This window comes from Actinophytocola sp. KF-1 (genome assembly GCF_054661535.1).
Map to the genome: position 1 here is coordinate 18,409 of NZ_BAAFVK010000013.1, position 26,472 is coordinate 44,880.

25 protein-coding genes are annotated in these 26,472 nt (G+C 71.8%); 15 read left to right on the plus strand and 10 right to left on the minus strand.

The window, feature by feature from the left end:
- Positions 1-57: 57 nt before the first annotated feature.
- The 3 genes from ACYQ77_RS33610 to ACYQ77_RS33620 are packed head-to-tail and all read right to left on the minus strand — an operon-like array spanning position 58 to position 3,868.
- The gene (locus tag ACYQ77_RS33610; protein ID WP_459718618.1) at positions 58-912 is read right to left on the minus strand and encodes an FAD binding domain-containing protein; all 855 of its coding nucleotides are present in this window, start codon (positions 910-912) and stop codon (positions 58-60) included.
- Entirely contained in the window at positions 909-3,353 is a 2,445-nt protein-coding gene (locus ACYQ77_RS33615) for a xanthine dehydrogenase family protein molybdopterin-binding subunit (protein ID WP_459718619.1), read from the minus strand. Before ACYQ77_RS33615 ends, ACYQ77_RS33610 begins: the two co-directional genes overlap by 4 nt.
- On the minus strand, positions 3,350-3,868 hold the full coding sequence (locus ACYQ77_RS33620; protein ID WP_459718622.1) for a (2Fe-2S)-binding protein: 519 nt from the start codon (positions 3,866-3,868) through the stop codon (positions 3,350-3,352). The genes ACYQ77_RS33615 and ACYQ77_RS33620 overlap by 4 nt, the downstream gene beginning before the upstream one ends.
- A gap of 187 nt (positions 3,869-4,055) precedes the next feature.
- On the opposite strand from ACYQ77_RS33620, the gene rarD reads away from it, so the two are divergent.
- A complete protein-coding gene (rarD, locus tag ACYQ77_RS33625) occupies positions 4,056-4,997 on the plus strand; it encodes an EamA family transporter RarD (RefSeq protein WP_459718625.1) in 942 nt (313 codons plus the stop codon).
- Here rarD and ACYQ77_RS33630 read toward each other — a convergent pair.
- Positions 4,994-5,725 (minus strand): DeoR/GlpR family DNA-binding transcription regulator, encoded by a 732-nt coding sequence (locus ACYQ77_RS33630; protein ID WP_459718628.1) that lies wholly within the window; start codon positions 5,723-5,725, stop codon positions 4,994-4,996. The two genes, rarD and ACYQ77_RS33630, sit on opposite strands and share 4 nt — an antisense overlap.
- 48 nt (positions 5,726-5,773) lie before the next feature.
- Between ACYQ77_RS33630 and ACYQ77_RS33635 the strand changes: the two genes are divergently transcribed.
- A complete protein-coding gene (locus tag ACYQ77_RS33635; RefSeq protein ID WP_459718631.1) occupies positions 5,774-6,139 on the plus strand; it encodes a DUF4406 domain-containing protein in 366 nt (121 codons plus the stop codon).
- 105 nt (positions 6,140-6,244) lie between these two features.
- On the opposite strand, the gene ACYQ77_RS33640 is transcribed toward ACYQ77_RS33635, so the two are convergent.
- From ACYQ77_RS33640 to ACYQ77_RS33650, 3 genes are all read right to left on the minus strand, one after another.
- A complete protein-coding gene (locus ACYQ77_RS33640; RefSeq protein ID WP_459718634.1) occupies positions 6,245-7,363 on the minus strand; it encodes an XdhC family protein in 1,119 nt (372 codons plus the stop codon).
- Positions 7,356-8,465: a vWA domain-containing protein gene (locus ACYQ77_RS33645; RefSeq protein ID WP_459718637.1), complete on the minus strand. Its 1,110-nt coding sequence runs from the start codon at positions 8,463-8,465 to the stop codon at positions 7,356-7,358. The genes ACYQ77_RS33640 and ACYQ77_RS33645 overlap by 8 nt, the downstream gene beginning before the upstream one ends.
- A gap of 450 nt (positions 8,466-8,915) precedes the next feature.
- Entirely contained in the window at positions 8,916-9,791 is an 876-nt protein-coding gene (locus tag ACYQ77_RS33650; RefSeq protein WP_459718640.1) for an AAA family ATPase, read from the minus strand.
- A 79-nt stretch (positions 9,792-9,870) separates the two neighbouring features.
- Here ACYQ77_RS33650 and ACYQ77_RS33655 point away from each other — a divergent pair, with 79 nt between their 5' ends.
- From ACYQ77_RS33655 to ACYQ77_RS33690, 8 genes are all read left to right on the plus strand, one after another.
- Positions 9,871-10,065 (plus strand): PspC domain-containing protein, encoded by a 195-nt coding sequence (locus tag ACYQ77_RS33655; protein WP_459718643.1) that lies wholly within the window; start codon positions 9,871-9,873, stop codon positions 10,063-10,065.
- Positions 10,066-10,074: 9 nt separating this feature from the next.
- Positions 10,075-10,404, plus strand: coding sequence for a hypothetical protein (locus tag ACYQ77_RS33660; RefSeq protein ID WP_459718646.1), 330 nt, complete (start codon positions 10,075-10,077; stop codon positions 10,402-10,404).
- A 141-nt stretch (positions 10,405-10,545) separates the two neighbouring features.
- A complete protein-coding gene (locus ACYQ77_RS33665) occupies positions 10,546-11,148 on the plus strand; it encodes an RNA polymerase sigma factor (RefSeq protein WP_459718649.1) in 603 nt (200 codons plus the stop codon).
- Positions 11,145-11,609 (plus strand): carboxypeptidase regulatory-like domain-containing protein, encoded by a 465-nt coding sequence (locus ACYQ77_RS33670; protein WP_459718652.1) that lies wholly within the window; start codon positions 11,145-11,147, stop codon positions 11,607-11,609. Before ACYQ77_RS33665 ends, ACYQ77_RS33670 begins: the two co-directional genes overlap by 4 nt.
- 115 nt (positions 11,610-11,724) lie before the next feature.
- Positions 11,725-11,883 carry a hypothetical protein gene (locus ACYQ77_RS33675; protein ID WP_459718655.1) on the plus strand — a complete coding sequence of 53 codons (159 nt, stop codon included), beginning with the start codon at positions 11,725-11,727 and terminating at the stop codon, positions 11,881-11,883.
- Positions 11,884-11,967: 84 nt separating this feature from the next.
- Positions 11,968-14,616, plus strand: a complete 2,649-nt coding sequence (locus ACYQ77_RS33680; RefSeq protein ID WP_459718657.1) for a CHAT domain-containing protein — start codon at positions 11,968-11,970, stop codon at positions 14,614-14,616.
- A 46-nt stretch (positions 14,617-14,662) separates the two neighbouring features.
- Positions 14,663-15,958: a hypothetical protein gene (locus ACYQ77_RS33685; protein WP_459718659.1), complete on the plus strand. Its 1,296-nt coding sequence runs from the start codon at positions 14,663-14,665 to the stop codon at positions 15,956-15,958.
- A 1-nt stretch (position 15,959) separates the two neighbouring features.
- On the plus strand, positions 15,960-16,661 hold the full coding sequence (locus tag ACYQ77_RS33690; RefSeq protein ID WP_459718662.1) for a DUF4393 domain-containing protein: 702 nt from the start codon (positions 15,960-15,962) through the stop codon (positions 16,659-16,661).
- A gap of 210 nt (positions 16,662-16,871) precedes the next feature.
- On the opposite strand, the gene groL is transcribed toward ACYQ77_RS33690, so the two are convergent.
- The 3 genes from groL to ACYQ77_RS33705 form a co-directional block, all read right to left on the minus strand.
- Entirely contained in the window at positions 16,872-18,497 is a 1,626-nt protein-coding gene (gene groL, locus ACYQ77_RS33695) for a chaperonin GroEL (protein ID WP_459718664.1), read from the minus strand.
- A gap of 172 nt (positions 18,498-18,669) precedes the next feature.
- Complete coding sequence (locus tag ACYQ77_RS33700; protein WP_459718667.1) at positions 18,670-19,932, minus strand: serine/threonine-protein kinase; 1,263 nt, start codon at positions 19,930-19,932, stop codon at positions 18,670-18,672.
- Positions 19,933-20,009: 77 nt separating this feature from the next.
- Entirely contained in the window at positions 20,010-20,657 is a 648-nt protein-coding gene (locus ACYQ77_RS33705; RefSeq protein ID WP_459719401.1) for an AIM24 family protein, read from the minus strand.
- Positions 20,658-20,723: 66 nt separating this feature from the next.
- Between ACYQ77_RS33705 and moeA the strand changes: the two genes are divergently transcribed.
- The 5 genes from moeA (at position 20,724) to ACYQ77_RS33730 (ending at position 26,398) form a co-directional block, all read left to right on the plus strand.
- The gene (moeA, locus tag ACYQ77_RS33710; protein ID WP_459718670.1) at positions 20,724-21,944 is read left to right on the plus strand and encodes a molybdopterin molybdotransferase MoeA; all 1,221 of its coding nucleotides are present in this window, start codon (positions 20,724-20,726) and stop codon (positions 21,942-21,944) included.
- A gap of 9 nt (positions 21,945-21,953) precedes the next feature.
- The gene (locus ACYQ77_RS33715) at positions 21,954-22,229 is read left to right on the plus strand and encodes a GlsB/YeaQ/YmgE family stress response membrane protein (protein ID WP_459718673.1); all 276 of its coding nucleotides are present in this window, start codon (positions 21,954-21,956) and stop codon (positions 22,227-22,229) included.
- Positions 22,230-22,436: 207 nt separating this feature from the next.
- A complete protein-coding gene (locus ACYQ77_RS33720; protein WP_459718676.1) occupies positions 22,437-23,150 on the plus strand; it encodes a phosphatidylserine decarboxylase in 714 nt (237 codons plus the stop codon).
- A 76-nt stretch (positions 23,151-23,226) separates the two neighbouring features.
- On the plus strand, positions 23,227-24,171 hold the full coding sequence (gene pssA / locus ACYQ77_RS33725) for a CDP-diacylglycerol--serine O-phosphatidyltransferase (RefSeq protein ID WP_459719403.1): 945 nt from the start codon (positions 23,227-23,229) through the stop codon (positions 24,169-24,171).
- 10 nt (positions 24,172-24,181) lie between these two features.
- Positions 24,182-26,398 (plus strand): AAA family ATPase, encoded by a 2,217-nt coding sequence (locus tag ACYQ77_RS33730; RefSeq protein ID WP_459718679.1) that lies wholly within the window; start codon positions 24,182-24,184, stop codon positions 26,396-26,398.
- The last annotated feature ends 74 nt before the right edge of the window (positions 26,399-26,472 follow it).

Genomic DNA, 26,472 nt, shown 5'->3' on the forward strand with positions numbered 1-26,472 from the left:
TCCCGAAAGACAGCAAGGGCGGCGCCCCCGGGACGGAGGCGCCGCCCTTGTCCCACCCTATGCGCCGACGGCCGCGCTCACCGCACGAGACGTGAGCACGCGGGCCAGGTGCTGCCGGTACTCGGCGTCCGCGTTGCCGTCCGTGGGCGGTGACGTGCCTTCCGCGGCGTGCTCCGCCGCGGCACGGATCGTCTCGGCCGTCGCGGACTGGCCGACCAGCGCCTGCTCGACCGACGTGGCACGCACCGGCGTGGCGCCCATGTTCGTCAGCGCGACGCGGGCCTCGGCGATCGAGCCGCCGTCGACGCGGACGGTCGCCGCGACCGCGACGATCGACCACGCCTGTGCCACGCGGTTGAACTTCTCGTAGTGCGCGCGCCACCCCGTCGTCTTCGGCACGCGCACCTCGACCAGGATCTCGCCCGGCCGCAGCGCGGTGGTGAAGAAGTCGGTGAAGAACTCCGCGGCCGGGATGGTCCTGGTGCCGTCCATGCCGCGCACCACCATCTCGGCGTCCAGCGCGAGCACCGGCGCGGGCAGGTCACCGGCCGGGTCTGCGTGGGCCAGCGAACCACCCAACGTGCCCCGGTGCCGCACCTGCGGGTCCGCCACCGAGTCGGTCGTCAGCGCAAGCAGCGACGCGTGCTCGGCGATCAGCGGGTCGCGCTGCACCTCGTAGTGCGTGGTCATCGCGCCGATCACCAGGTGGTCGCCGTCCTCGCGCACGCCGCGCAGCTCCGGCACCCGGCCGAGGTCGATCAGCTTCGACGGGGTCGCGAGGCGCATCCGAAGCACGGGCAGCAGGCTCTGCCCGCCGGCGATGACCTTCGCGTCCTCGCCCGCCTCGGACAACGCGCGCACCGCGTCGTCCACTGTGGTCGGTGCGACGTAGTCGAACGCGGCCGGAATCACTGCGCGCCTCCCGTGGTGTCGATCGAACCGAGACCGCCGCCGGCCTCGTTGCCGAGCCCGCCCGCGTCCGTGCGCCCGGTGTGGATGGCCTGCCAGACCCGCATCGGCGTGCACGGCATCTGCACGTCGTTCACGCCGAAGTGCCGGATCGCGTCGACCACCGCGTTGACCACGGCCGGGGTGGACGCGATCGTGCCCGCCTCGCCGACACCCTTGACACCCAGCACGTTCGACGTCGCCGGGGTCTCGGTGCGGTCGGTGACGAACGACGGCAGGTCGGCCGCCGACGGGACGAGGTAGTCGGCGAGCGTGCCCGTGGTGAGCGTGCCCGACTCGTCGTGCACGGCCTCCTCGAACAGCGCCTGCGCGATGCCCTGCGCGAGCCCGCCGTGCACCTGGCCCTCGACGATCAGCGGGTTGACCACCTTGCCGATGTCGTCGACGCACACGTACTTGCGGATCGACGTCCGGCCCGTCTCGGTATCCACCTCGACCGCGCACAGGTGCGTGCCGTGCGGGAACGAGAAGTTCTCCGGGTCGAACGTGGCCTCCGAGTCGAGGCTCGGTTCCACCCCGTCGGGCAGGTCGTGCGCCGCGAACACGGCCAGCGCGACGTCCTGGATGGACACGCCCTTCGACTCCGCGCCGGTGCCGCGCACGCGGAACGAACCGGCCTGGAACTCGACGTCGTCCTCGCTCGCCTCCAGCATGTGGGCGGCGATCTTGGCGGCCTTGGCCTTCACCTTGTCCGCGGCCTGCACGACGGCCATCGCGCCGACGGTCAGCGACCGCGACCCGTAGGTGTCCATGCCCTTGTGCGAGGACTGGGTGTCGCCGTGCAGGACCTCGACGTCCTCGAACGGCACGCCCAGCTGGTCGGCGACGATCTGGCTCCACGCCGTCTCGTGGCCCTGGCCGTGCGGCGACGAGCCGGTGACGACCTCGACCTTGCCGGTCGGCAGCATGCGGATCGCCGCGTGCTCCCAGCCGCCCGCGCCGTAGGACAGCGAGCCCAGCACCCGGGACGGCGCGAGGCCGCACATCTCGGTGAACGTGGAGATGCCGATGCCGAGCTGGACGGTGTCACCGCGGTCGCGGCGTTCCTTCTGCTCGGCGCGCAGCGCGTCGTACCCGAACAGCTCCTTGGCCTTGTCGGTGGCGGCCTCGTAGTTGCCGGAGTCGTAGGTGAGCCCGCAGACCGTGGTGAACGGGAACTCCTCGTGGGAGATCCAGTTCTTCTCGCGGACCGTCATCGGGTCCATGCCGAGCTCGGCGGCCAGCTCGTCCATGAGCCGCTCGATGGCGAAGGTCGCCTCGGGACGGCCCGCGCCGCGGTAGGCGTCGGTGGGTGTCTTGTTCGTGAAGACGTTGGTGCACACGAACCGGTAGGCCGGGAACTTGTAGATCGCGTTGAACATGAACGCGCCCAGGATCGGCACGCCGGGGGTGACGAGCCGCAGGTAGGCGCCCATGTCGGCGAGCAGTTCGACCTTGAGGCCGGTGACCGTGCCGTCGCGGCGGGCGGAGAGGGTCAGCTTCTGGATCTGGTCGCGGCCGTGGTGCGCGGACAGCAGGCTCTCGCTGCGGGACTCGGTCCACTTGACGGGCTTGCCGAGCCGCCGCGCCACCAGGAAGGTCAGGATCTCCTCGGGCGTGACCTGCAGCTTGCCGCCGAACCCGCCACCGACGTCCGGTGCGATCACGCGGACCTTGTGCTCGGGCACGGACAACGTCATGGCGAGCATGACGCGCAGGATGTGCGGGATCTGCGTGGCGGACCACATGGTCATCTGCTCGCCGGTCGGGTCGACGACGACCGAGCGGGGTTCCATGAACGCGGGGATCAGCCGCTGCTGGCGGAAGGTGCGTTCGATGACGACCTCGCCGTCGGCGATCGCGGCCTCGACGTCGCCGCCGGTGCCCGCCTCGCCCGAGTCGAAGACCCATGTGGCGCTCTTGTTGGTGCCGAGGTCCTCGTGCACCAGGTCGGCGCCGTCGGCGACCGCGGCTTCCATGTCGAGCACGACCGGCAGGTCGTCGTAGTCGACGTCGATGGCCTCGAGCGCGTCGGCGGCCTCGTAGGCGCTGCGCGCGACCACGACGGCCACGACCTCACCCGCGAAGTTGACCTTGTCGACGGCGATCGAGGGCGCGGTCGGGGCCTTCATGTCCTCGGTGATCGGCCACGCGCACGGCAGGCTGCCCTGTTCGTCGGCGAGGTCGCGGCCGGTGAACACGCCGACGACGCCCGGCATCTCCTTCGCCGCCGACGCGTCGACGTTCGTGATCCGCGCGTGGGCCATGGGGCTGCGCAGCACGGCCATGTGCAGCAGGCCGGGCAGCGTCAGGTTGTCGGTCCAGCGGGTGCGCCCGGTGATCAGGCGCGCGTCTTCCTTCCGGCGGCGGGACTTGCCGACCTCCGGCTCCATGGTGGCGGTCACTGCGTGCCTCCGGTGGTGACCTGGCTGACCTGCTCGGCTTCCGGCCCGGCGCCGCCGGACATGTGGGCGGCCGCGTCGCGCACGGCGCGGACGATGTTCTGGTAGCCGGTGCAGCGGCAGAGGTTGCCCTCGAGGCCTTCGCGCACGGCCTTCTCGTCGGGGTCGGGGTTGTCGGCGAGCAGGTCGATCGACTGCATGATCATGCCCGGGGTGCAGAAGCCGCACTGGAGGGCGTGGTTGTCGTGGAACGCCTGCTGCACCGGGTGGAGGTTGCCGTCGCGGGCGAGGCCCTCGATGGTGGTGACCTCACAGCCGTCGGCCTGCACGGCGAGCACGGAACAGGACTTCACGCTGTGCCCGTCGAGGTGGACGGTGCACGCGCCGCAGTTGCTCGTGTCGCACCCCACGACCGTGCCCACCTTGCCGAGCCGCTCTCGGAGGTAGTGCACGAGCAGCTGGCGAGGTTCGACATCGTCGGTGAACTTCGTTCCGTCAACGGTCACGGTGATGCGCATACGGCCTCCCTGCCGGGTGGGTGGTCAGCTCGGGTCGCGTGAGCGGGCTCACATCCACAGATCCTCACCCCGCCGGGACCTGAGGACAAGTCCGGGAACGCCAAAGTGGACCTGGCGGCAAAAACGGGCCGTGTGATCCTCGTTTTATCGTTCGAAGTCGATCGTTCGCATAGCTTAGGATCTCGGGGTGGCATCCCCTTCCGTCGCTGGTCAGCGCACCGATCAGGAGATCGAGCACCGTCGTGGCATCGCCTTCGGCGTCACCGCGTACGGGCTGTGGGGCCTGTTCCCGCTCTACTGGTCGCTGCTCAAGTCGGCGGGCGCGCTGGAGACGCTCGCGCACCGGATGATCTGGTCGCTCGTGGTCGTCACGGGTGTGCTGCTGTGGACGCGGCGGCTCGGGTCGTTCCGCGCCGTCCTGCGCGACCGGCGGCAGCTGCTCCTGCTCACCGCGGCGGCGGTGCTGATCTCGGCGAACTGGGGCGCGTACATCTGGGGGGTCACCAACGGGCACGTCGTGGAGACCGCACTGGGGTACTTCATCGGCCCGCTCGTGTCGGTGCTGCTGGGCGTGGTGCTGCTCAAGGAGCGGCTGCGCAAGGCGCAGTGGACGGCGGTCGGGCTGGGCGTGACCGCGGTCGTGGTGCTGGCCGTCGGGTACGGGCAGGTGCCGTGGATCGCGCTGGTGCTCGCGTTCAGCTTCTCCACGTACGGCCTGGTCAAGAAGCTCGCGAACGTCGGCGCGGTCGAGTCGATGGCCGTGGAGACGACCGTGACGCTGCTGCCCGCGCTGGCGTACGTGGTGTTCCTGGAGTCGTCCGGGGACGGCACGTTCACGTCGCTGGGGATCGGCCACACGCTGCTGCTCGTCGGCGGCGGTTTCGTCACGATGGTGCCGCTGCTGGCGTTCGGCGCGGCGGCCGTGCGGATCCCGCTGTCGGTGATCGGGTTGCTGCAGTACCTGACGCCGAGCATGCAGTTCACGTTCGGCGTGCTGGTGTTCCACGAGCAGATGCCGCCCGAGCGGTGGCTGGGCTTCGGGATCGTGTGGCTCGCGCTGGCCGTCCTGACGTTCGACGGGCTGCGCAGGCGCGGCAGGCCCGCGATCGAACCGGAGCCGGTGCCCTAACCGGCGTGCAGGACGGGGACGGGCAGGTCGACGTCCGCGTCGGTGATCACGCCCGCCACCGCGTCCCACGGCAGCACCTCGAACGGTGACGCCGCGCCGATCTTCTCCTCGCTGGCGAGCACGTACGTGTCCGCCGCACGGCGGGCGAGCAGGCGTTTCATGGCGGCTTCGTCCGCGTCGGCGGTGGTGAGCCCGGCCTCGGGGTGCACGCCGGTGACGCCGAGGAGGAACAGGTCCGCCTGCACGCGCTCCGCCGCCTCGGCCGCGGCGGCGCCGGACGTGACCGCGGAGTGCTTGAACAGGCGGCCGCCGATGAGGAAGACCTCTACGGTCGGGTGCTCGACGAGCGCGGCGGCGACGGTGGGGCTGTGGGTGACGACCGTGGCCGCGAGGTCGGCGGGCAGGGCCCTGGTGACCGCGAGCGCGGTGGTGCCGCCGTCGAGGATCACGGTCGAGCCGGGCCGGACCAGCTCGGCGGCACGGCGGGCGACGCGGTCCTTGCTGTCGAGGCTGACGGCGGTGCGGGTCGCGTAGTCGGCGACCGCGGGCGAGACCGGCAGGGCGCCGCCGTAGACCCGCTGGCACAGCCCGGCGGCGGCCAGCTCCCGCAGGTCCCGGCGCACGCTGTCCTCGGAAAGCCCCAGCTCGGCGGCCAGTTCCTTCGCGATCACCTTGCCGTCGGTCCGGAGCCGGGCGAGCAGCAGATCACGCCTCTCGGCAGCAAGCATGCACGTTCCTCCTTGTTCTTTCCGATTGTTGCACGTTATGTTCGGGTCATGCTCATTCTGATCGCAGGCCCCTACCGCTCCGGCACCGGCGACGACCCGGAGTTGATGGCGGCGAACCTCGCGAGACTGGAGGAGGCGGCGTGGCCGCTGTTCCAGGCGGGACACGTGCCGATGATCGGCGAGTGGGTGGCGCTGCCGGTGCTGCGCGGCGCGGGCGGCACCAGCGTGACCGACCCGGTGGCGGCGCGGATCATGTACCCGACGGCGGAACGCCTGCTCCGGCACTGCGACGCCGTGCTGCGGCTGCCGGGCGAGTCGACGGGCGCGGACCAGGACGTGGCCATCGCCCGGGAACGCGGACTGCCGGTGTACTACCGGATCGAGGACGTCCCGGACGCCACCGTGCCCGCGTGACCACACCCTGTGGACAACTCACCCACGACGGCCCGGAACTGTCGGTGGTCACGGGTAGCGTGGTTCGAGGGGGCCGGAGGCCAGGCCGGGCCGCGAACCCGGCCCTCACGGCTCCCGGTGGATCCGGCCGCTCACCTCGGTCAGCCGCTTGCCCGCGCCGCCCCACCGCAGCGAGATGATCTCCGCCGCGATCGAGACCGCTGTCTCCTCCGGGGTGCGGGCGCCCAGGTCGAGGCCGATCGGCGACGACAGCCGCGCCAGCTCGGCCTCCGTCACGCCCGCCTCGCGCAGCCGCGCCATGCGGTCCTCGTGGGTGCGGCGGGAGCCCATCGCGCCGATGTAGCCCGCGTCGCAGCGCAGTGCGACCTCCAGCACCGGCACGTCGAACTTCGGGTCGTGGGTCAGCACCGCGATCACGGTCCGCTGGTCGATCCGCCCCGCCTCCACCTCGGCGGCGAGGTACCGGTGCGGCCAGTTCACGACCACCTCGTCGGCGTCCGGGAAGCGGCTCTTCGTCGCGAAGATCGGCCGGGCGTCGCACACGGTCACCCGATACCCGAGGTACGAACCCAGCCGGGCCATGGCGGTCGCGAAGTCGATGGCGCCGAACACCAGCATGCGCGGCGGCGGCTCGAACGAGTTCACGAACACCGACATGCCCTCGCCCCGGCGCTGGCCTTCCGCGCCGTAGTGCAGCGTGCCGGTGCGGCCCGTGCCGAGCATGCCGCGCGCGTCGTCGGCGACCGCCGCCTCCGCGCGGGACGAGCCGAGGTCGCCCGCGGTCCGGTCCGGCCACACGACCAGGTGTCGCCCGATCCGGGACGGGTCCGGGTGCGCCACGATCGTCGCGAGCGCCACCGGCTCCTCGGACTGGATCGACTTGGCCAGCTCGGCGAACTCCGGGAACGTGGGCGCGGAGATCGACTCCACGTAGATGTCGATGATCCCGCCGCAGGTCAGGCCGACCGCGAACGCGTCGTCGTCGCTCACGCCGTAGCGCTGCAGCACCGGCGTGCCGTCCTGCAGCACCTGCGTGCCCAGCTCGTACACCGCGCCCTCGACGCACCCGCCGGACACGCTGCCCGACACGGTCCCGTCCTCCGCGACGAGCATCGCCGCGCCGGGTGCGCGCGGCGCCGAGGAGAACGTCGCCACCACGGTGCCGAGCGCGACCTTCTCCCCCGCCGAGTAGCGGCGCAACAGTTCGTCGAGCACGTCACGCACGGCGTACCTCCACAAGTAGTTCCTCGAGCGTGGCAAGGCTGTGGCCGGCCAGCAGCCGGTCGAGGTGCGGCATGGCCACCGCGATGCCGGACTGGACGGGCGCGTACCCGTCCCTGCCGGCGTGCGGGTTGACCCACAGCACCTTGTGCGCGAGCCGCCGCAGCCGGGCGAGCTGCTCACCGAGCAGGGCCGCGTCGCCGCGTTCCCAGCCGTCGGAGAACACCACGACCACCGCCCGCCGCGCGAGCCCTCGCTGCCCCCAGCGATCGAGAAACACCCGAACGGTCTCACCCAGCCGGGTGCCCCCGGCAAAGTCCGGCACCGCCCGTGATGCCGCGGACAGCGCCTCCCGCGGGTCCCGCTTGCGCAGCTGCCGCGACAGCCGGGTCAGCCGCGTGCCGACCGTGAACACCTCGGTCGTGGTGGGCGCGGCCCGCACGACGGCGTGCGCGAACCGCATCAGCGCGTCGGCGTAGGGCGCCATGGACCCGGAGATGTCGAGCAGCAGGACCACGCGGCGCGGCCGTCGCGTGCGGTCCTTGTGGTGCAGGCGGACGGTCTCGCCACCGGCCGCCCGCATGGCACGCAGGATGCGCGCCGAGTCGAGCCTGCCGGTGCGGTGTGGACGGAGGCGCATGGACCGCCGCAGCGGCGGGGCGAGGTGGAGTGTGGCCATCAGCTCACGCAGGTGCTCCCGCTCGACGGCGGTGAGTTCGGAAATGTCCCTGTGCCGCAACACTTCCGTGTCGCTTGCGGCGACCTTCAGCTCCTCGGTGTCCCGCTCGCCCTGCCCGTCGCCCGCGGTGGTGTCGGTGAGCGCGGCCATGGTCACCACCCTGGGCTTGGTCGCACCGGGCTTGCGCCGCCGCGGTTCGCCGGCGGTGAACCAGGCGGCGAAGGCCTCGTCGTAACGGGGCAGGTCGTCCGGTTCGGCACAGAGCGTCAGCCGACCCGCCCAGTACAGCTGACCCGGATCCGCGATGTCGAGTTCCCCCACGGCCGCGAGGTAGGCCTGCACGCGCTGGGCGTCCGCGGGCAACCCGGCCACCCGCAGGGCGGCGGCGAAGCCGGCCAGACCGGTGAGGGGATCCGCGGTGTCCACACAGCCATTGTGTACCCATGCGGGCGGCTGCCCTGTGCACGCAGGTCCACGCGGCGGCCGCCCGCCGGGGCGGCGGTGCTGGCGTAGGGCACGGCGGGCCCGGGTGCGGCCGCCACGTGGACGACCTGGCGCCGGCCGTGTGATGGTCGGCCGGCGCCAGGGTGGGTCCCCCGCCGCGACCATGGCCAGGTAGCGGGCCGGGCGCGGGGAACCGGTGGGTGGTCGGAGGGCGGCCGTCCACATCAGACTGAAGGCGGACGGGACGGCCGCCGCAGTGGCCGCGCCAGGTGGACACCGCGACCGGTCCACCGCGCAGGCAACTGCCGGGAGTCGGGACGAGGACTACTGCTCGCTCCCCCTGCGGTCAGTACTCATGTCGCCCTCCTCCGGTGTGGCATGCCGGGCACAACTATCGCCCACCACAACGGGAAACGCGACCGAATATTCCGCTCACCCGGCGAGGATCGCGTCCAGCCCGACGGCGACGACCCGCTGCGAGTCCTCGCGGTACTTCAGCACCGCGCCCAGCGTGGCGGCGGCCGACGCGGCGTCCAGTTCGGTGCGCCCCAGCGCGGTCAACGCGGACGCCCAGTCCAGCGACTCCGCCACCCCGGGCGGCTTGAGCAGCTCCAGCTCCCGCAGCCGCCGCACGGCGGACGCCACCTGCGTGGCCAGCCGTTCCGACAGGCCGGGCAGCCGCCGCCGCAGGATCGCCACCTCGCGGCCCAGCGCCGGGTGCTCCAGCCAGTGGTAGAGGCAGCGCCGCTTCAGCGCGTCGTGCACCTCGCGGGTGCGGTTCGACGTCAGGATCACCAGCGGCGGCACGGTGGCGCGGACCTCGCCCAGCTCCGGCACGGTCACCGCGTTCTCGCCGAGGATCTCCAGCAGGAACGCCTCGAACTCGTCGTCCGCGCGGTCGACCTCGTCGACGAGCAGCACGCACGGCGCCTCCTCCAGCGCCCGCAGCAGCGGCCTGGCCAGCAGGAACCGTCGCGAGTAGAGCGACTTCTCCGCGAGGTCCGAGTCGAGCGCACCGCCGGACGCCGCCTCGAGCGCACGCAGGTGCAGCAGCTGCCGGGGGAAGTCCCAGTCGTACAGCGCTTGGGTGAAGTCGATCCCCTCGTGGCACTGCAGCTTGATCAACGGCACGTCCAGCGCCTGCGAGAGCGCCACCGCGAGCGACGTCTTGCCGGTGCCGGGCTCGCCCTCGCAGAACAGCGGGCGGCCGAGCCGCTGGGCGAGGAAGGCGGCCGTCGCGATGCCCTCGTCCGGCAGGTACCCGACCGACTCGAGCGCCGAGGACAGCTCTTCAGGGGAAGTCACCACGTCCCCGAGCGTAAACGTCAGGGTCCGGTCAGGGGCGATCCCTGATGGCGGAGGCGGCCACAGCGGCCACTCTGGAGTCATGAACACGACAACCATCAAGCTCCGCCGCAGCCGGAACGACCGCATGGTCGCCGGGGTGTGCGGTGGCATCGCCAAGATGTTCGGCATGGACGCGGCGCTGGTCCGCATCCTGCTGGTGGCCGCGACGCTGCTCGGCTTCGGCACCGGCGCGATCCTCTACCTGGTCGCCTGGGCGGTGGTACCGGAGGAATAATCCGCGGGCGTGACGCAGAAGCGGACGTTCTCCCAGCCGGGCACCGCGCGGGCGCTCGTGCTGCTCGCCTCCGCGCTCGCGCTGGCGGGAGCCGTCCTGGTCTTCCTGCTCGCCATCGTGTTCGGCTCGTCGCTGCGGTCGAGCGGCCTGGCGGGCGGCGTGCTGGCGGGTACCGCGATCTTCGCCGGGACCGTGCTGGTCAGCGCGCTCGTGGCGAACCTGCTCGCCATCCGCTCCGGCTCGGTCCGGGGTATCGTCGGCGTCGGGTGCGGCACGCTGCTCGCCGGCACCCTGGTCGGTCTCGGAGCGTGTCTGTTCGTGATCTCGAAAGCTGCCTGAACCACCCGAATGGTCGGTATCTACGGCACCTACCGGCGCTCTTGAACGTAAGACCCCACACGGGGTGACGTGGATCGGGACGGATTGGCACCATAAGCGGGTGCCACGAGCAGAGCGACCCTCGAAGCGGGGTGGGAAGCGGTGACGGAACTGCAGACCGCAAGCATGGTCAAACCTTGGGCTGAGCTCGAGGGACGGGACCGGCACGCGGCATGCATGCTGGCTGCGCGGGACGGCGACAAGGAGGCGTTCGACGCGCTGATCGCCGACCTGTCACCGTTGGTGTGGCACGTCGCCCGCGGCAGCGGCCTCGACCGCACGACCGCGGAGGACGTGGTCCAGACGGTCTGGCTCGCGCTGCTGCGGCACCTCGACCGGCTGACCGAGCCTCGTGCGCTCGCAGGCTGGCTGATCACCACCACCCGTCGCGAGGCCAACCGGGTGCAGCACCGGTCCGGCGGGACGGTGGAGCTGTCCCAGGAGATGGCCGAGCGCACGCCGACGTCCGATCCGTCGCCGGAGCACGAGGTGCTCCGGACCGAGCGGGACCGCCAGCTGTGGTCCGCGTTCCACAAGCTTTCGCAGCGCTGCCAGGAGCTGCTGCGGCTGACCGTGATCGCAGGCCGAGCCGAGTACCGCGCGGTAGCGGAGGCCCTGCACATGCCGCACGGGAGTATCGGACCGACACGAGGGCGCTGCCTGAACAACCTGCGCTCGCTGTACAACGGGGACAGTGGATCATGAGAACGAACCACACTGACGACGACCTGATGGCCGAAGTGGCGCGGCTCGTGGACGAGCTGGACCCACCGCCGCCGGGCCTGGTCGAGCGCGCCCAGTTCGCCGTGGCGCTCGACGACATCGACCACCACGTCCAGCTCGAGATCGCGCAGTGGGCGGACGACCGGCCGCTGGCCGGGGTGCGCGGCGGCCTGCCGGGCACGATCACGTTCTTCGTCGGCGACCTGACCGTCATGGTCAACGTCACCCGTACGGGCGAGCGTCAGCGCATCGACGGCTGGCTCGTGCCCGCGGGCGCGCACGGCGTCGAGGTCCGCGTCGCCGACCACGGCTCGTCGGTCACCACCGCGGACGAGGGCGGCCGGTTCGTGCTCACCGAGGTCCCCAGGGGCACTACCCAGCTGCTTGTACGCATGAACGCCGAGCAGTCACGCACCGTAGTCACCCCCACGGTTGATTTGTAACCCGAATAGAGCCCATCTCCCCCAATCGGCAGATAGTCTCCTGTATCTCACCGTGGTTGTACGCCTCTTTTGTTGGTGAGCAACCAGGAGAACCTGTTTGAGGGGAGCAAGCACCATGACCGACACCACCACGGTCAAGCCTGGCGAGAAGGACTTCCTGCCCTGCGAGGAGTGCGACTCGACCGAGCACACCACCAGCGGTCACTTCGAGGGCGGCAGCAGCCCGGCCGGTCATTTCGAGGGTGGCTCCGCGCCGAAGGGCACCGAAAACTAGCCGAGGCCGAGGCACCACTTCCCACCGGGATGTGTTGCTATTGAGCATGTGCCTCGTTTGCGCCCGACTTCCGCGATAGCCGCTGTGGACAGCGATCTGGTCGGCCGGCTCGAGACGGCCGACCAGTTGCAGCGCAGAGCAGTCGAGGTGGCCGCGGCGGCCCGTCCCGCCGACGCGGTGAAGTTGCTGCACCAGGCGTTGCGCACACTGCCGGTGATCTCCGAGCGCCTCGACGTCGTCACCATGCGGACGCGGGTGCTGCTGACGCTCGCGCTCGCGGAGGCCGAGACCGGCGCCGTCGGCGACGGTCTGATCCACCTCGGCACGGCACGTGATCTCGTCATCGGCCTGCCGGACAGCCCGCAACGGGTCGCGCTGCTGGGGCGCGCCGAGAACCAGCACGCGATCGTCCTGCTCAGGACCGGGCACACCGCGGCCGCACTCGACCGCTTCGACCAGGCGATCCTCCTGCTCGAACAGGTCATGGACACGCAGGCCGCGGACCCGGAGATGCTCGCCAGGACGCTGATGAACCGCGGCCTCGCCTACATCTCCATCGGCAAGCCGGGCCCCGCCGAGGCCGACATGCGGCGGTGCATCGCGCTGGCCGAGGAACACGGCTGGGAACGGCTCAACGCCAAGGCCCAGAGCAACCTGGGCGACATCGCGCAGCTCGTCGGGGACGTGCCCGGCGCGCTCGCGCACTACGAGCACGCCGAACGGGCGTTCCGCCGCATCGCACCGGGACTGGTCGCGCGCACCCAGATCGACCGCGCGCGGGCGCTGCTCGCCGCGGGTGTCGCCGACGAGGCGGCCCGCTTCCTCGACGACGCGCTGCCCGAGCTCCGCGAGCACCGGATCAGCCAGGACCTCGCCGAGGCGGAGCTGACGCGGGCCGCGGCCGCGCTGCTGCAGGGTGACCACACCCTCGCGAAGACGCTCGCCGAGTCCGCGCGGCGCAAGTTCGTCAAGCGGGAGAGCGAGTCGTGGGCCGAGGTCGCCGCGCTCACCAAGGTGCGTGCCGAGGCCAGCGACGCGCTCGCGACGCCCGGCGGCCGGATGGCGCGCGGCAGGGCGGCCACGCTCGCCAAGCGGCTGGCCGCGGTCGGCCTCACCGACGAGGCCGCGATGGCCACCATGCTCACCGTCCGCTTCGACGTGCGGGCGGGCGACGTCGACCACGCCGAGGCGCTGCTGGCGCAGGTGCCGCCGCCGAAGAAGATCACCCCGATCGACCACAAGATGCTGCTGCGGCTGTGCCGTGCCGAGGTCGCGCTCGCGCGCGGGGAGAACCGCAAGGCGCTCGCGCAGGCCAAGGCCGGCTTCGACGAGCTCGGCGCGGCCCGCGACCGGATGGGCGGCCTCGACCTGGTGTGCGGCACCGCCGTGCACGGCATCGAGCTGGGGCGGCTCGCGATCGGCATCGTGCTCGACGGCGCCAGGACCGACGCCGACGCCCGCCGCCTGCTGGCGTGGCAGGAGCGGACCCGCGCCCAGGTGTACCGCTACGAGCCGCTGCCCGCCATCGACGAACCGGAGCTGGCGAACGCCGTCGCCGAGCTGCGCACCGTGCTCCGCACCCTGCAGCAGGCGCGACTGGAACGCAGGCCGGTCGCGCACCTCGAACGCCGGTCCGCCGCGCTGCAGCGGGAGGTCAGCCGCCTGGGCTGGCACACGTCGCACTGGGGCAAGCCGCGGCCGGTGTCCGCGCCGTCGGAGATCATCGAGCGCCTCGGCGACCGGGCCCTGATCAGCTTCGCGGGCCCCGGCGACGACCTCGCGGCCGTGGTCGTGGCAGGCGGGCGGACCCGGCTGGTCCGGCTCGGGCTCAAGGAGAACATCCTGGAGACCGCCCGCCAGCTGCACGCCGACCTGGACGCGCTCGCGCCGGACGAGCTGGTGGCGCCGCTCGTCGCGGCGGTGTCGCAGTCGGCGGAGCGGCGGATCAAGCGGCTCGACGACCTGCTGTTCGGCCCGGACGGGATCCCCGGGGAGCTGATCGGGGACCGCGAGCTGGTCGTCGTCCCGTTCGGCGGGCTGTACTCGGTGCCGTGGGAGTCGCTGCCGTCGCTGCGCGGCCGGGCGGTGTCGGTGGCGCCGTCGGCGACCGCGTGGGTCAGCGCGGAGGAGGTCAAGCCCGAGGACGGGCCGGTCGTGCTGGTGCGCGGGCCGGACCTGCCGACGTCGGCGACCGAGCTGGACCAGCTGTGCGAGGTGTACCCGGACGCGATCGTGCTGCAGGGCGCCGACGCGACGACCGACGCGGTGCTGTCCGCGATGGACGGCGCCAAGCTCGTCCACATCGCCGCGCACGGCACGCACGAAGCCGCGAACGCCATGTTCTCCCGCCTCGAACTGCACGACGGCGGGCTGCTCGCGCACGAGGTCGCACGGCTGCGCAGGCCGCCGACGCACATCGTGCTCGCCGCCTGCGAGCTGGCGCTCTCGCACATCCGGCCCGGTGACGAGCCGCTCGGGTTCGCCGGCGCGATGCTCGCGAGCGGGTCGCGCACCGTGGTCGCGGCGGTGAACCGGGTGGGGCACCGGTCGGCCGCGCTGACGATGACCGACTACCACCGCCGCCTCGCCAACCAGCCGGCCGCCGACCTCGCCGACACCATGACCGACTACCACCGGCGCGTCGCGTCGGGCGTGCGCCCGGCCCGCGCGCTGGCCGAGGCGACGGTCGTCGACCCCCTGCGGCGGCCGTTTATCCTGCTGGGCGCGGGTTGAGTCAGTGCGCGATGATCGCGGATCATCAGCTTTCGAGGGGGCGACGATGATTCTGGCGATCGACTGGGCGGACTCGCGCTTCCTCACGCACCTGATCTCCGTGCCGCTGTTCACCGGGATCATCGGCTACGTCACCAACTGGACCGGCGTGATCATGCTGTTCCAGCCGATGAGGTTCCACGGCGTGCGGCTGCCGGGGCTGCGGTTCCTGTACTCCTACCTGCCGCGGCGCGTGCAGGTCATCCCCGCGATCACGCACGACGGCCGGTTCGGCTGGCAGGGCATCATCCCGTCGCGGGTGTCCAAGATGGCCTCGATCTCCGTCGACAAGGCGCTGCTCAAGGTGGGCAGCATCGGCGACTTCTACCGCGAGTTCGAGCCGGACAAGATCGCCGACCACATCGCGGCCACCGCACGCGGCGAGATCCGCGACGTGGTCGAGCGGATCATGGAGCGCGAGCACCCGCGTCTGTGGCACGACCTGCCGCCGCTGATCAAGTCGGCCGTGCACGCCAGGATCCAGCAGCGGCTGCCGGTGATCGTGCGGGGGCTGACCGACCAGCTCGGCGAGTACATCGAGCAGCTCATCGACGCGAAGCTGCTGGTGATCCGGCACTTCGAGGAGCACCCGGAGCTGATGAACGACATGCTCCGCGAGGTGGGCCGCAAGGAGCTGCGGTTCATGCAGAACTTCGGCTTCTACTTCGGTTTCCCCGCGGGCATCGGGCTGGTGTTCCTGCTGGAGGCGTTCCCGTACTGGTGGGTGCTGCCGGTCGGCGGCGCGGTGATCGGCTGGGTCGCGAACTGGATCGGCATCAAGCTGATCTTCGAGCCGGTGTTCCCGAGGCGGGTCGGCCCGTTCACGTTCCACGGGCTGTTCCTGCGGCGGCAGCCGGAGGTGAGCGACGTGATGGCGAAGATCATCTCCGAGGACATCATCAACATGAAGAACATCGGCGACGAGCTGCTGTTCGGCCCGCGCTCCGACCGCACGCGGCAGATGCTGGAGACGTCCCTGCGGCCCGCGGTGGACGACGCGGTCGGGTTCGCGCGGTCGGCGGTGCGGGTCGGCATCGGCACCGAGCGGTACGACCGGATCCGCGACGCGGTGGCGCACGAGGCCGTCGAGTTCGCGTCGGTGTTCGGGGACACGGAGTTCGGCAGGCAGCAGGCGGGCAAGATCAGAACGTTCGTGGCGCGGCAGATGCGGCAGCTGCGGTCCGACGAGTTCAACGAGCTGCTGCGGTCGGCGATCAAGCAGGACGAGTGGTTGTTGTTCGTGCACGGCGGGGTACTCGGCGTCGGCGCGGGGCTCATCCATCTGGCGATCTTCGGGGTGTGAGATGGCATCTTCATGGGGACTGCTGCGCATCGCGGCGAACGCGGGCCTGTCGACGGCGCAGTGGGTGGTGCACACGACCGTCCAGACCGGACAGCGGGTCGTGCGCGGGCTCGCGGCAGGCGAGCCGCCGGTGAAGATCGCGCAGGACCTGGGCGCGGAGCTGCGGTCCGCCGCCCAGTCGGTGCTGGGCGTGCGGCCCGCGCCGGTCGAGCACAACGCGTCCACCGACGAGCTGCGCGCCCGCGGCGCCGAGCTGCTGCGCCGGTCCTCGGACGTGCACTTCGTGGAGGACACACACCCGGCGTTCGAACGCATACTGGGCGAACTCACCCCGGACGAGGCCCGCGTCCTGCGGTTCCTGTACCGCGAGGGTCCACAACCGACGGTCGACGTGCGGACCAACCGGCCACTGGGGATCGGCTCGGAACTGATCGAGGCCGGCCTGTCGATGATCGGGCGGCAGGCCGGGGTGCGGAACCTGGAACGCACCAACGCGTACCTGAACAACCTCTTCCGGCTCGGCCTGGTGTGGTTCTCCCGCGAGGAGGTCGAACCGTCGCGCTACCAGGTGGTCGAGGTCCAACCGGAAGTCCAGGCCGCCATGGCGAAAGCGGGCCGAGCCCCGAAAACCATCCGGCGCAGCATCCACCTGACGCCCTTCGGCGAGGACTTCTGCCGCACCTGCCTCCCGCTGGACACCTGACCCCGCGAGTCACGCCCTCACACAGCGCGAGTCACGCTCTCCACCACACCGAGTTGTCGGTTTCGTGCACCTCAAGATCGGCACGAAATGCGCAACTCGGTATGCGCGAGAGCGCGACTCGCGGTGTGTGAGCGCGAGACTCGCGGGGACACAAGGGAACGGCCCCGGGTGCTTGAGCACTCGGGGCCGTTCCGTTGAGCTACGGCTGGATCAGAAGTCCATGCCGCCGGTCGGGTCGCCGCCGCCCGCGGGGGCGGCTGCCTTCTCCGGCTTGTCCGCGACGACGGCCTCCGTCGTCAGGAACAGCGCGGCGATCGACGCGGCGTTCTGCAGCGCCGAGCGGGTGACCTTGGTCGGGTCCGGCACGCCGGCCGCGAGCAGGTCCTCGTACTCGCCCGTGGCGGCGTTCAGGCCGTGGCCCTGCGGCAGGCCCTTCACGCGCTCCACGACGACGCCACCTTCGTGGCCCGCGTTCACAGCGATCTGCTTCAGCGGGGCCTCGACGGCCACCTTGACGATGTTGGCGCCGGTCGCCTCGTCGCCCGTGAGCTTGAGGCCCGCGAAGGCCTCCTCGGCGGCCTGGAGCAGCGCGACGCCACCACCGGCGACGATGCCCTCCTCGACGGCGGCCTTGGCGTTGCGCACCGCGTCCTCGATGCGGTGCTTGCGCTCCTTGAGCTCGACCTCGGTCGCGGCACCGGCCTTGATGACGGCCACGCCGCCGGCCAGCTTGGCCAGGCGCTCCTGCAGCTTCTCGCGGTCGTAGTCCGAGTCGGAGTTCGCGATGTCGTTGCGGATCTGGTTCACGCGGCCCTGGATCTGCTCCGCGTCACCGGCACCCTCGACGATCGTGGTCTCGTCCTTGGTCACGACGACCTTGCGGGCGCGGCCCAGCAGCGAGATGTCGGCGTTCTCCAGCTTGAGGCCCACGTCCTCGGAGATGACCTGGCCACCGGTCAGGGTGGCGATGTCCTGCAGGATCGCCTTGCGGCGGTCGCCGAAGCCCGGGGCCTTGACGGCGACGGACTTGAAGGTGCCGCGGATCTTGTTGACCACCAGGGTCGCCAGGGCCTCGCCCTCGACGTCCTCAGCGATGATCAGCAGCGGCTTCGACGCCTGCATGACCTTCTCCAGCACCGGGAGCAGGTCCTTGACGGCGGAGATCTTCGAGCCGTACAGGAGGATGTACGGGTCCTCGAGGACGGCCTCCTGGCGCTCCGGGTCGGTCACGAAGTAACCGGCCAGGTAGCCCTTGTCGAAGCGCATGCCCTCGGTGAGCTCCAGCTCCATGCCGAGCGCGTTGCTCTCCTCGACGGTGACGACGCCCTCCTTGCCGACCTTGTCCAGCGCCTCGGCGATGAGCTCGCCGATCGTGGTGTCAGCGGCGGAGATCGACGCGGTCGCGGCGATCTGCTCCTTGGTCTCGACCTCACGGGAGGCCTTGTGGAGCTGCTCGGTGATGGCCTCGACGGCCTGCTCGATGCCGCGCTTCAGCGACAGCGGGTCCGCACCGGCGGCCACGTTGCGCAGGCCCTCGCGGACCAGCGCCTGGGCGAGCACGGTGGCGGTGGTGGTGCCGTCACCCGCGACGTCGTCGGTCTTCTTGGCGACCTCTTTGACGAGCTCGGCCCCGATCTTCTCCCACGGGTCCTCGAGCTCGATCTCCTTGGCGATGGAGACACCATCGTTGGTGATGGTGGGCGCGCCCCACTTCTTCTCGAGCACGACGTTGCGGCCACGGGGGCCGAGCGTCACCTTGACGGCATCGGCGAGGGTGTTCAGGCCCCGCTCGAGACCGCGGCGCGCGTCCTCGTCGAACGCGATCAACTTGGCCATTGCGGTGTAAGTCCTCCGGTCGGAAGTTCACGTTGCGTGGCCAGGCTCGGTGCCCGCGACGGACGACCGGGGACCCCCGGCCTCACCGTCCCGACCTCAACTTGGCACTCCGACGTATCGAGTGCCAACCCCGTGTTTAGCACTCTCCCCGCGAGAGTGCAAGAAGACCAGGTCAGCGACCGGACGTCTCGGACGGGTCCTCGTCGTCGGAGGAGCCACCCGAGTCACCGGAGTCGCCGCCCACCTTGATGGACGGCACGCTCTTCGTCGTGGTGGTCGTGGTCTCCTGCTCGCCGCCGCCCGGGCCGGACGGCTGGTCACCGGAGTTGAAGAAGAAGATCGCCGCCACGATCAGGCCGATCGCCACGACGCCGACGAGCACCGGCGCGAGCCACCGGTTGCCGCCGGAGGAGTCCGACGACGTGAACGCCGTGCTCGCGCCGACGGGCACGGGCGGGCGCAGCCGCACCGGCTCCGACGACGACATGGGCGGGCGCTGGTACCCGCTGGGCGGCGTCGCCTGCGGCTGCTGCGGCCGGAACGGCGTGGTCTGCTGCGGCCCTGGCCGCTGCCCGACGGGCACGGCGGGCGGCCTGCGCACCGGCTGCGCCAGCGCCTGCTTCGCGGCGGCGATCAGCTCGCGGCAGGACGCGTACCGGTTGGCCGGGCTCTTCGCCATGCCGCGCCGGATGACCTCGTCGATGGCGGGCGGCAGCGACGGCGCCACCTCGGTCAGCGACGGTGGTTCGCGGTTGAGGTGCCCCTGGATGACCTCGGGCACCGCGCCCTGGAACGGCGGCCGGCCCGCGAGGCACGCGAACAGCACGCACGCCAGCGAGTACGCGTCGGTGCGCGCGTCCACCGGCTCGCCGCGCAGGTGTTCCGGCGCCGCGTAGGTGGGCGAGCCGAGGAAGTCGCCACCGCGCGTGCGGTGCCCGGTCGCGCCGCGGCGGGTCAGCCCGAAGTCGGCGACGTAGACGTGTTCCGCGGTCGACTCGCGGCTGGTGACCAGCACGTTCGCCGGCTTGACGTCGAGGTGCACGAGCCCGCGCTCGTGCAGGTTGTCGAGCGCCTCCGCGACCTGCGACAGCAGGGCGACCGCCCGTTCCGGCTCCAGCGGCCGGTTCTTGATCAGCGACGCGAGGTCGGACCCGTCGACGAGCCGCATCGCGATGTAGAGCAGGCCGTCGACCTCACCGAAGTCGTACAGCGGCACCACGTTCGCGTGGTCGATGGCCGAGGTGTTGCGTGCCTCGTCGACGAACCGCTCCCGGAACTCGGGGTCCTCGGTGAGGTGTTCCGCGATGACCTTCAGCGCCACCTTGCGGCCGAGGCGGATGTCCGTGGCGCGGTACATCACGCTCATGCCGCCCTTGCCGAGCACACCGTCGATCCGGTAATGCCCCAGGCGACGCCCGGTGAGGTCCTCCGCCACCACTCATCCATTCATTCGTCGTCGTGACAAAGCCTAACGTCCGGCGTGTGTGGCCCGCGCAGGGTTGGGCCTATCCGTCATCGACCGTTACCGGATCCGCCGAGCTGTGCCGCCACCGCCCGTGCGTTGCGCGTCTGAATCAGCAACTGACCAGGTCCGGCGAAGTCCAGCAGCAGCCCCTCCCCGGTGCGCACGGACTGGTGCATCGACTGGCTCACCGCGCGCAGCCGCGACTGCGTCATCTCCGAGTACGCCAGCAGGTAGGCGGGGTCGACGGTGATCAACTCGCCCTGGTCGAGGGTCACCACGTCGAGCGAGCCGCACGCGGCGATCACCAGGGTGCCGACGCCGGAGACGTGCTCGACGAAGCCCGCCTCGGCGCCGAAGAGGTTGCGGAACCCCGCCCAGTTCGGGTCGGTGCGCACGGTCCCGGGCGCGGCGAGCCAGCAGCCCCGCGACACGCACCAGCCGTTCACGCCGTCCAGTTCGAGCGTGTAGATGTCGCCGGGCAGCGCGGGCGCCACGTCCACCCAGCCGCCCTCCGCGGGCGCGGTGAACACCGCCCGCACGGATCTGCTCCGCGAGCCGCCCTTGGCCCTGACGTCGACCACGACGCCGTAGCTCGTGGCGAGCATCGAGGCGTAGTCGGCCTGGACCGCCTCTCCTGGCGCCAGCAGCAGCCGGGCGACGCCGAACGCCGGGGTGTGCCGAGTGCGGACCTGCACCGTGCCCTCCGTGATCGTGTTCCGGTCGGGGTGCAGTCTGGCACGCACGATCAGTGAACCGGCAGGATGCGGTACGTGGCCAAGACACCGATCTCCGTCGACGACTACCGCGCGCGGATCGCCGCGCTCATCCGGCCGACCCCGGTGACGCTCCGGCCCGCACTGGACTGCGTCGGCCTGGTGCTCGCCGAGGACCTGGTGTCCGCGGTGTCGCTGCCGCCGTTCGACAACTCGGCGATGGACGGCTACGCGGTCCAGTCGGCCGACGTTGCGGACGCGGAACGGCACGCCGCGGTCGCCCTGCCGGTGCCGGTGGACATCCCGGCGGGCAGGACGGACATCGTGCCGCTGCTGCCCGGCACCGCGCACCGGATCATGACGGGCGCGGCGATCCCGCCCGGCGCGGACGCGGTGGTGAAGGTCGAGGACACCGACGGCGGCGTGCAGCGGGTCGCGGTGCGCGCGCCGGTCGCGCCGGGCACGCACATCCGGCGGGCGGGCGAGGACGTCACGGCCGGTGACAGGGTCCTGCGCGCGGGCACCGTGCTCGGGTCGCCGCAGCTGGGGCTCGCGGCCGCGATCGGGCTGGCCGAGCTGCCCGTGCACCGGCCGGTCCGGGTGCTGGTCCTGTCGACCGGGTCGGAGCTGGTCGCGCCGGGCAACCCGCTGCTGCACGGGCAGATCTACGAGTCGAACAGCGTGCTGCTGGCGGCCGCCGTGCGCGAGATCGGCGGCGAGGCGACCGTGCTGCGGTTCGTGCCGGACGACGTCGACGCGTTCCACGCGGCCATCGCCGAGCACCTCGGCCGGGTCGACCTGCTGGTCACCTCGGGCGGGGTGAGCGCGGGCGCGTACGAGGTGGTCAAGGACGCGCTGACCGGGCAGGGCGTGGAGTTCCTGCGGGTCGCCGTGCAGCCGGGCGGGCCGCAGGGGTCCGGCACGTTCAAGGGCCTGCCGGTCGTGACGCTGCCGGGCAACCCGGTGAGCGCGGCGCTGTCGTTCGAGCTGTTCCTGCGGCCCGCGCTGCTCGCCGCCATGGGCCACGCGGTGATCCACCGGCCGCGCGTGAAGGCGCGGTCGGCGGCGGAGCTGCGGTCGCCGTCGGCGCGGCGGCAGTACCGGCGCGGCCGCCTCGCGGGGGACGTGGTTACTCCGGTCGGCGGCCCCGGCTCTCACCTGCTCGCGTCCTTCGCGGCGTCGAACTGCCTCATCGAGGTGCCGGAGCACGCCGAGGTGATCGCGGCGGGTGACGTCGTGGACGTCCTGCTCATCGGCGGTGCGACGTAGGCTGATCACGTGGGGTTCATCGCGTGGGTCGTGTTCGGGGCCATCGCAGGCTGGGTGGCGAACGTCGTCGTGGGCGGCAAGTACCGCAGGCGGCAGGGTTGCCTGGTCAGCATCCTCGTCGGGGTGGTCGGCGCGGCCCTCGGCGGGCTGCTCTACCGGGCCTTCACGGGCGAGGAGAAGACGTGGGAGTTCGACTTCCCGAGCCTCGGTGTCGCGGTGCTCGGCGCGATCGTGCTGCTGGCGGTGCTGCAGCTGATCCAGGCGATCGCGCGTAACCGCCCGTAGTCACTGACCTACTTTCGGCTATTGCTCACGACTCGTGTGTGCGCATACACTGTGCGCTCAGTGTTTTTCGGCCCAACCGGCCGGCACGTGCACGTCGTCGGGGGGTGCACGGTCGGCCGGTTCGGGTCTCCCGTGACGTCACCCTCCGCGACCGGCGTAGCGTGGTGCGTAGAGAGCCGCACCCGTTTGCGAGGAATGTCCCGGTTGATGACCGAATCCCACGAGGGCCCCGACTCGGGCCGTCTCGCCCACATCATCGCCCTGACCAGGAGCGTCGTGCCGCCCATGCACCCGGCGGGGCGCCCGTTCGCGCTCGGCGCCGCCGGTGTGGCGCTGCTGCTGCGCCGCGTGTCCCGACGGCTCGGCGTCGTCGGTTTCGTGCTGGCGGGTGCGGTCGCCTGGTTCTTCCGCGAGCCCAAGCGCGTCGCCCCGACCCGCTCCGGCCTGGTCGTCTCCGCGGCCGACGGCGCGGTGTCGCACGTCGTGCTGGCCGAGCCGCCCGCCGAGCTGGGCCTGCCCGCGGGCGAGCGCCTGCGGATCTCGGTGTTCCTGTCCGTGTTCGACGTGCACGTCCAGCGCGCGCCGGTGTCCGGCGTCGTCACCCGCGCGGTGTACAAGCCGGGCAAGTTCCTGTCGGCCGACCTGGACAAGGCCAGCGAGGACAACGAGCGCAACTCGCTGCTGCTGACCACGGAGAACGGCACCGACATCGTGGTCGTGCAGATCGCGGGCCTGATCGCCCGGCGGATCGTGTGCCAGGTCGCGGAGGGTGACAAGGTCGCCGTCGGCGACACCTACGGGCTGATCCGCTTCGGCTCCCGGGTGGACATCTACGTCCCGGTCGACTCGAAGGTGCTGGTCGAGCCGGGCCAGCGCACCATCGGCGGCGAGACCGTGCTCGCCGAACTGCCGGAGGCCTGAGACAGTGGCAGGCCGGGTCGTGGGCCGCGCGTCCGCGGGCGTTCGGGTGCTGCCGAACGCCATCACCGTGCTGGCCATGTGCGCAGGCCTCTCCGCGGTGCAGTTCGCGCTGGCCAAGCAGTTCCAGGCGGCGATCGCGGCGATCGCGGTCGCCGCGGTGCTCGACAGCCTCGACGGCCGCATCGCGCGGCTGCTCGACGCCACCAGCAAGATGGGCGCCGAGCTGGACTCGCTCGCCGACGCCATCTCCTTCGGCGTCGCGCCCGCACTGGTGCTGTACGTGTGGCAGTTCCAGGGCAACCGGGTCGGCTGGGTCGTCGCGCTGGTGTTCGCCGTCTGCATAATTCTCCGGCTCGCGCGGTTCAACACGCTGCTCGACGACACCGAGCAACCGCCGTACGCCAAGGAGTTCTTCGTCGGCGTGCCCGCGCCCGCGGGTGGCCTGTCGGCGCTGCTGCCGCTGATCCTGACGCTGCAGATCGGCGGCGACGGCTGGTGGAACACCGACGTCGTGGTGATGGCGTGGACCGTCGGCATCGCGGCGCTGCTGATCAGCCGCATCCCGACGCTGTCGCTCAAGACGATCAAGGTGCCCGCGAAGGCGGTCGCGCCGCTGCTGGTGCTCACCGGCCTGCTGGCCGCGGCCGTGATCACCTACCCGTTGCTGGCGCTGGCCACCGCCCTGCTGGTCTACCTGGCGCACATCCCGTACGCGGTGCGCCGCAACCACTGGCTCGCCAACCACCCCGAGGCGTGGGACGTGCCGCCCAAGGAGCGGCGCGCCATCCGCCGTGCGCACGGGGCGGGACGGCGACTCGGGCTGCGGCCGCCGATGCGGCGCGTCGCGGGCGCCGCCCGTGCGGCGTTGTCGCGCCGCGGCGGTGACCACGTGCGTGCGGTGGCCCTGCCGCCCGACGCGACCCGCATGCGCCGCGGCGCGGTGCGCGGCCGCAACTGGCGGCGCATCGGCCTGCGGCGCAACCAGTCCAGACCAACCACTTCGCGAGGCGACGACCAGTAGGGTCGGCGGCATGCCAGAGATCACGCTGACCGTCCGGCTGTCCCCGTCCGCGCTCGACTCGCGGCGCGGACTGGTGCGGCTGCACCCCGAGGTGCTCGACGCGCTGGGCCTCGAGCCGTGGGACGGGGTCAAGCTGACCGGCGCCCGGGTCAGCGCGGCGCTGGCCGCCGAGGGCGACGGCCCGCCCGGCGTCGTGCTGCTGGACGACATCACCATGTCGAACATCGGCGTGACCGAGGGCGGCGAGGTCGTCGTGTCCCCCGCCGACGTGCAGCCGGCCAGGACGCTGACGCTCGCCGGCTCCCGGCTGGCGGCCGCGTCGCTGACGCCGGAGACCGTGCGGCTGGCGTTGATCGGCAAGATCCTCACGGTCGGCGACGCCGTGTCGCTGCTGCCCCAGGACCTCGCGCCCGCACCGGGCTCCGACGTGAACGCCGTGCGCGGCAAGCTGTCCCGCGCCATCGGCACGACCTGGACGAACGAGCTGCTGACCGTCACCGCCACCGAGCCCGCCGGCGCGGTCGCCGTCCACCCGTCCACTGTGGTCGGTTGGCGGGACGGCGCCCGCACCGGTGAGCGCGCCGCCGCCGCGGTCCTGGCGGGCCCGGGTGGTTCGGTGGTGACGGAGGAGCCGCGGCAGGTGGACGTCGAGCCGGTGGTCGTGCCGTCCGCGCCCCCGCCGCCCGTGTCGGACCTCATCGGCGCCAAGGAGGCGGCGGACCGGCTCACCGAGTGGTTCGACCTGGCGTTCAAACGGCCGGAGCTGCTGACCGCGCTCGGGGCGACCGCACAGCTGGGGGTGCTGCTGACCGGCCCGGAGGGCGTCGGCAAGGCGACCGTGGTGCGGTCGGTGGCGCACGCGGCGGAGGCGGAGGTCGTCGAGCTGGCCGCGCCGACACTCGCGGCGCTGGAACCGAACGCGGGCGCGGCGAAGCTGTCGGCGGCGATCGAGTCGGCGGTCGCGCGCACCCCGTCGGTGCTGCTGATCACCGACATCGACGCGCTGCTCCCCGCGACCAGTCCCCCGCCGATCGCGACCGTGGTGATCGAGACGCTGCGCGCGGCGGTGCGGAACCCGGGGTTCGCGGTGGTGGCGACGTCGGCGCACCCGGAGGCCGTCGACCCGCGGGCCCGGTCCGTCGACCTGCTGGACCGTTCGGTGTCGGTGCCGCTGCCCGACGCGCGGGCGCGGACCGAGCTGCTGCGCGTGCTGCTGCGGGACGTGCCCGTGGAGTCCGATGTGGACTTCGGGGCGCTGGCGGAACGCACCCCCGGCTTCGTCGCGGCGGACCTGGTCGCGCTGCGCAGGGAGGCCGCGGTGCGCGCCGCGGTCCGCTCGGCGTCGGCCATCACCGCGGACGACCTCACCGGCGCGCTGTCCACGGTCCGGCCCACCGCGCTGTCCACTTCGGACAGCCTGCAGACGGGCGGGCTGACGCTGGCGCAGGTCGGCGACATGAAGGAGGTCAAGCAGTCGCTGACGGAGACCGTGCTGTGGCCGCTGCGGTACCCGGACTCGTTCGCGCGCCTGGGCGTCGAGCCGCCGCGCGGGGTGCTGCTGTACGGGCCGCCCGGCTGCGGGAAGACGTTCCTGGTGCGTGCGCTGGCGGGCACGGGCCGGTTGAACGTGATCGCGGTCAAGGGCGCCGAGCTGATGGACAAGTGGGTCGGCGAGTCGGAGCGCGCGGTGCGCGAGCTGTTCCGCCGCGCGGCGGAGGCGGCGCCCGCGATGGTGTTCCTGGACGAGGTGGACGCGCTGGCGCCGAGGCGTGGCCAGTCGTCGGACTCGGGCGTGGCCGACCGCGTGGTGGCCGCGCTGCTGACGGAACTGGACGGCGTGGAACCGCTGCGGGACGTGGTGGTCCTGGGCGCGACGAACCGTCCTGAGCTGATCGACCCGGCGCTCCTGCGGCCCGGCCGGCTGGAGCGCCTGATCTACGTCCCGCCGCCGGACGCGGACGCCCGCACGGAGATCCTGAAGGCCGCGGCCCGCAACACGCCGCTGGCGTCCGACGTGGACCTGGCGGAACTGGCGGCGTCGCTCGAGGGCTACTCGGCAGCGGACTGCGCGGCGCTGATCCGGGAAGCTGCCCTGACGGCGATGCGCGAGTCCCTGGAAGCCACGGAAGTGACCTCCACCCACGTCACGAGGGCCCGCGAGTCGGTGAAAGCAAGCCTGGATCCAGCCCAACTGGCAGCCCTGGAGTCCTACGCCAAGTCCCGCTGACCCCTCGCGAGTCACGCTCTCGTGCACAACGAGTTGTACGTTTCGTGCAGGCGGCACCTGCATGAAACGTACAA

What these genes read in the sequence shown, in the direction of transcription:
- ACYQ77_RS33685 (WP_459718659.1), top strand. Translation starts at nt 14,663, where the DNA reads ATGATTCTGGCGATCGACTGGGCGGACTCGCGCTTCCTCACGCACCTG.
- ACYQ77_RS33670 (WP_459718652.1), top strand. Translation starts at nt 11,145, where the DNA reads ATGAGAACGAACCACACTGACGACGACCTGATGGCCGAAGTGGCGCGG.
- ACYQ77_RS33620 (WP_459718622.1), bottom strand. Translation starts at nt 3,868, where the DNA reads ATGCGCATCACCGTGACCGTTGACGGAACGAAGTTCACCGACGATGTC.
- ACYQ77_RS33635 (WP_459718631.1), top strand. Translation starts at nt 5,774, where the DNA reads ATGCTCATTCTGATCGCAGGCCCCTACCGCTCCGGCACCGGCGACGAC.
- ACYQ77_RS33655 (WP_459718643.1), top strand. Translation starts at nt 9,871, where the DNA reads ATGAACACGACAACCATCAAGCTCCGCCGCAGCCGGAACGACCGCATG.
- pssA (WP_459719403.1), top strand. Translation starts at nt 23,227, where the DNA reads ATGTGCGCAGGCCTCTCCGCGGTGCAGTTCGCGCTGGCCAAGCAGTTC.
- ACYQ77_RS33690 (WP_459718662.1), top strand. Translation starts at nt 15,960, where the DNA reads ATGGCATCTTCATGGGGACTGCTGCGCATCGCGGCGAACGCGGGCCTG.
- ACYQ77_RS33730 (WP_459718679.1), top strand. Translation starts at nt 24,182, where the DNA reads ATGCCAGAGATCACGCTGACCGTCCGGCTGTCCCCGTCCGCGCTCGAC.
- ACYQ77_RS33630 (WP_459718628.1), bottom strand. Translation starts at nt 5,725, where the DNA reads ATGCTTGCTGCCGAGAGGCGTGATCTGCTGCTCGCCCGGCTCCGGACC.
- ACYQ77_RS33720 (WP_459718676.1), top strand. Translation starts at nt 22,437, where the DNA reads ATGACCGAATCCCACGAGGGCCCCGACTCGGGCCGTCTCGCCCACATC.
- ACYQ77_RS33675 (WP_459718655.1), top strand. Translation starts at nt 11,725, where the DNA reads ATGACCGACACCACCACGGTCAAGCCTGGCGAGAAGGACTTCCTGCCC.
- groL (WP_459718664.1), bottom strand. Translation starts at nt 18,497, where the DNA reads ATGGCCAAGTTGATCGCGTTCGACGAGGACGCGCGCCGCGGTCTCGAG.
- moeA (WP_459718670.1), top strand. Translation starts at nt 20,724, where the DNA reads ATGCGGTACGTGGCCAAGACACCGATCTCCGTCGACGACTACCGCGCG.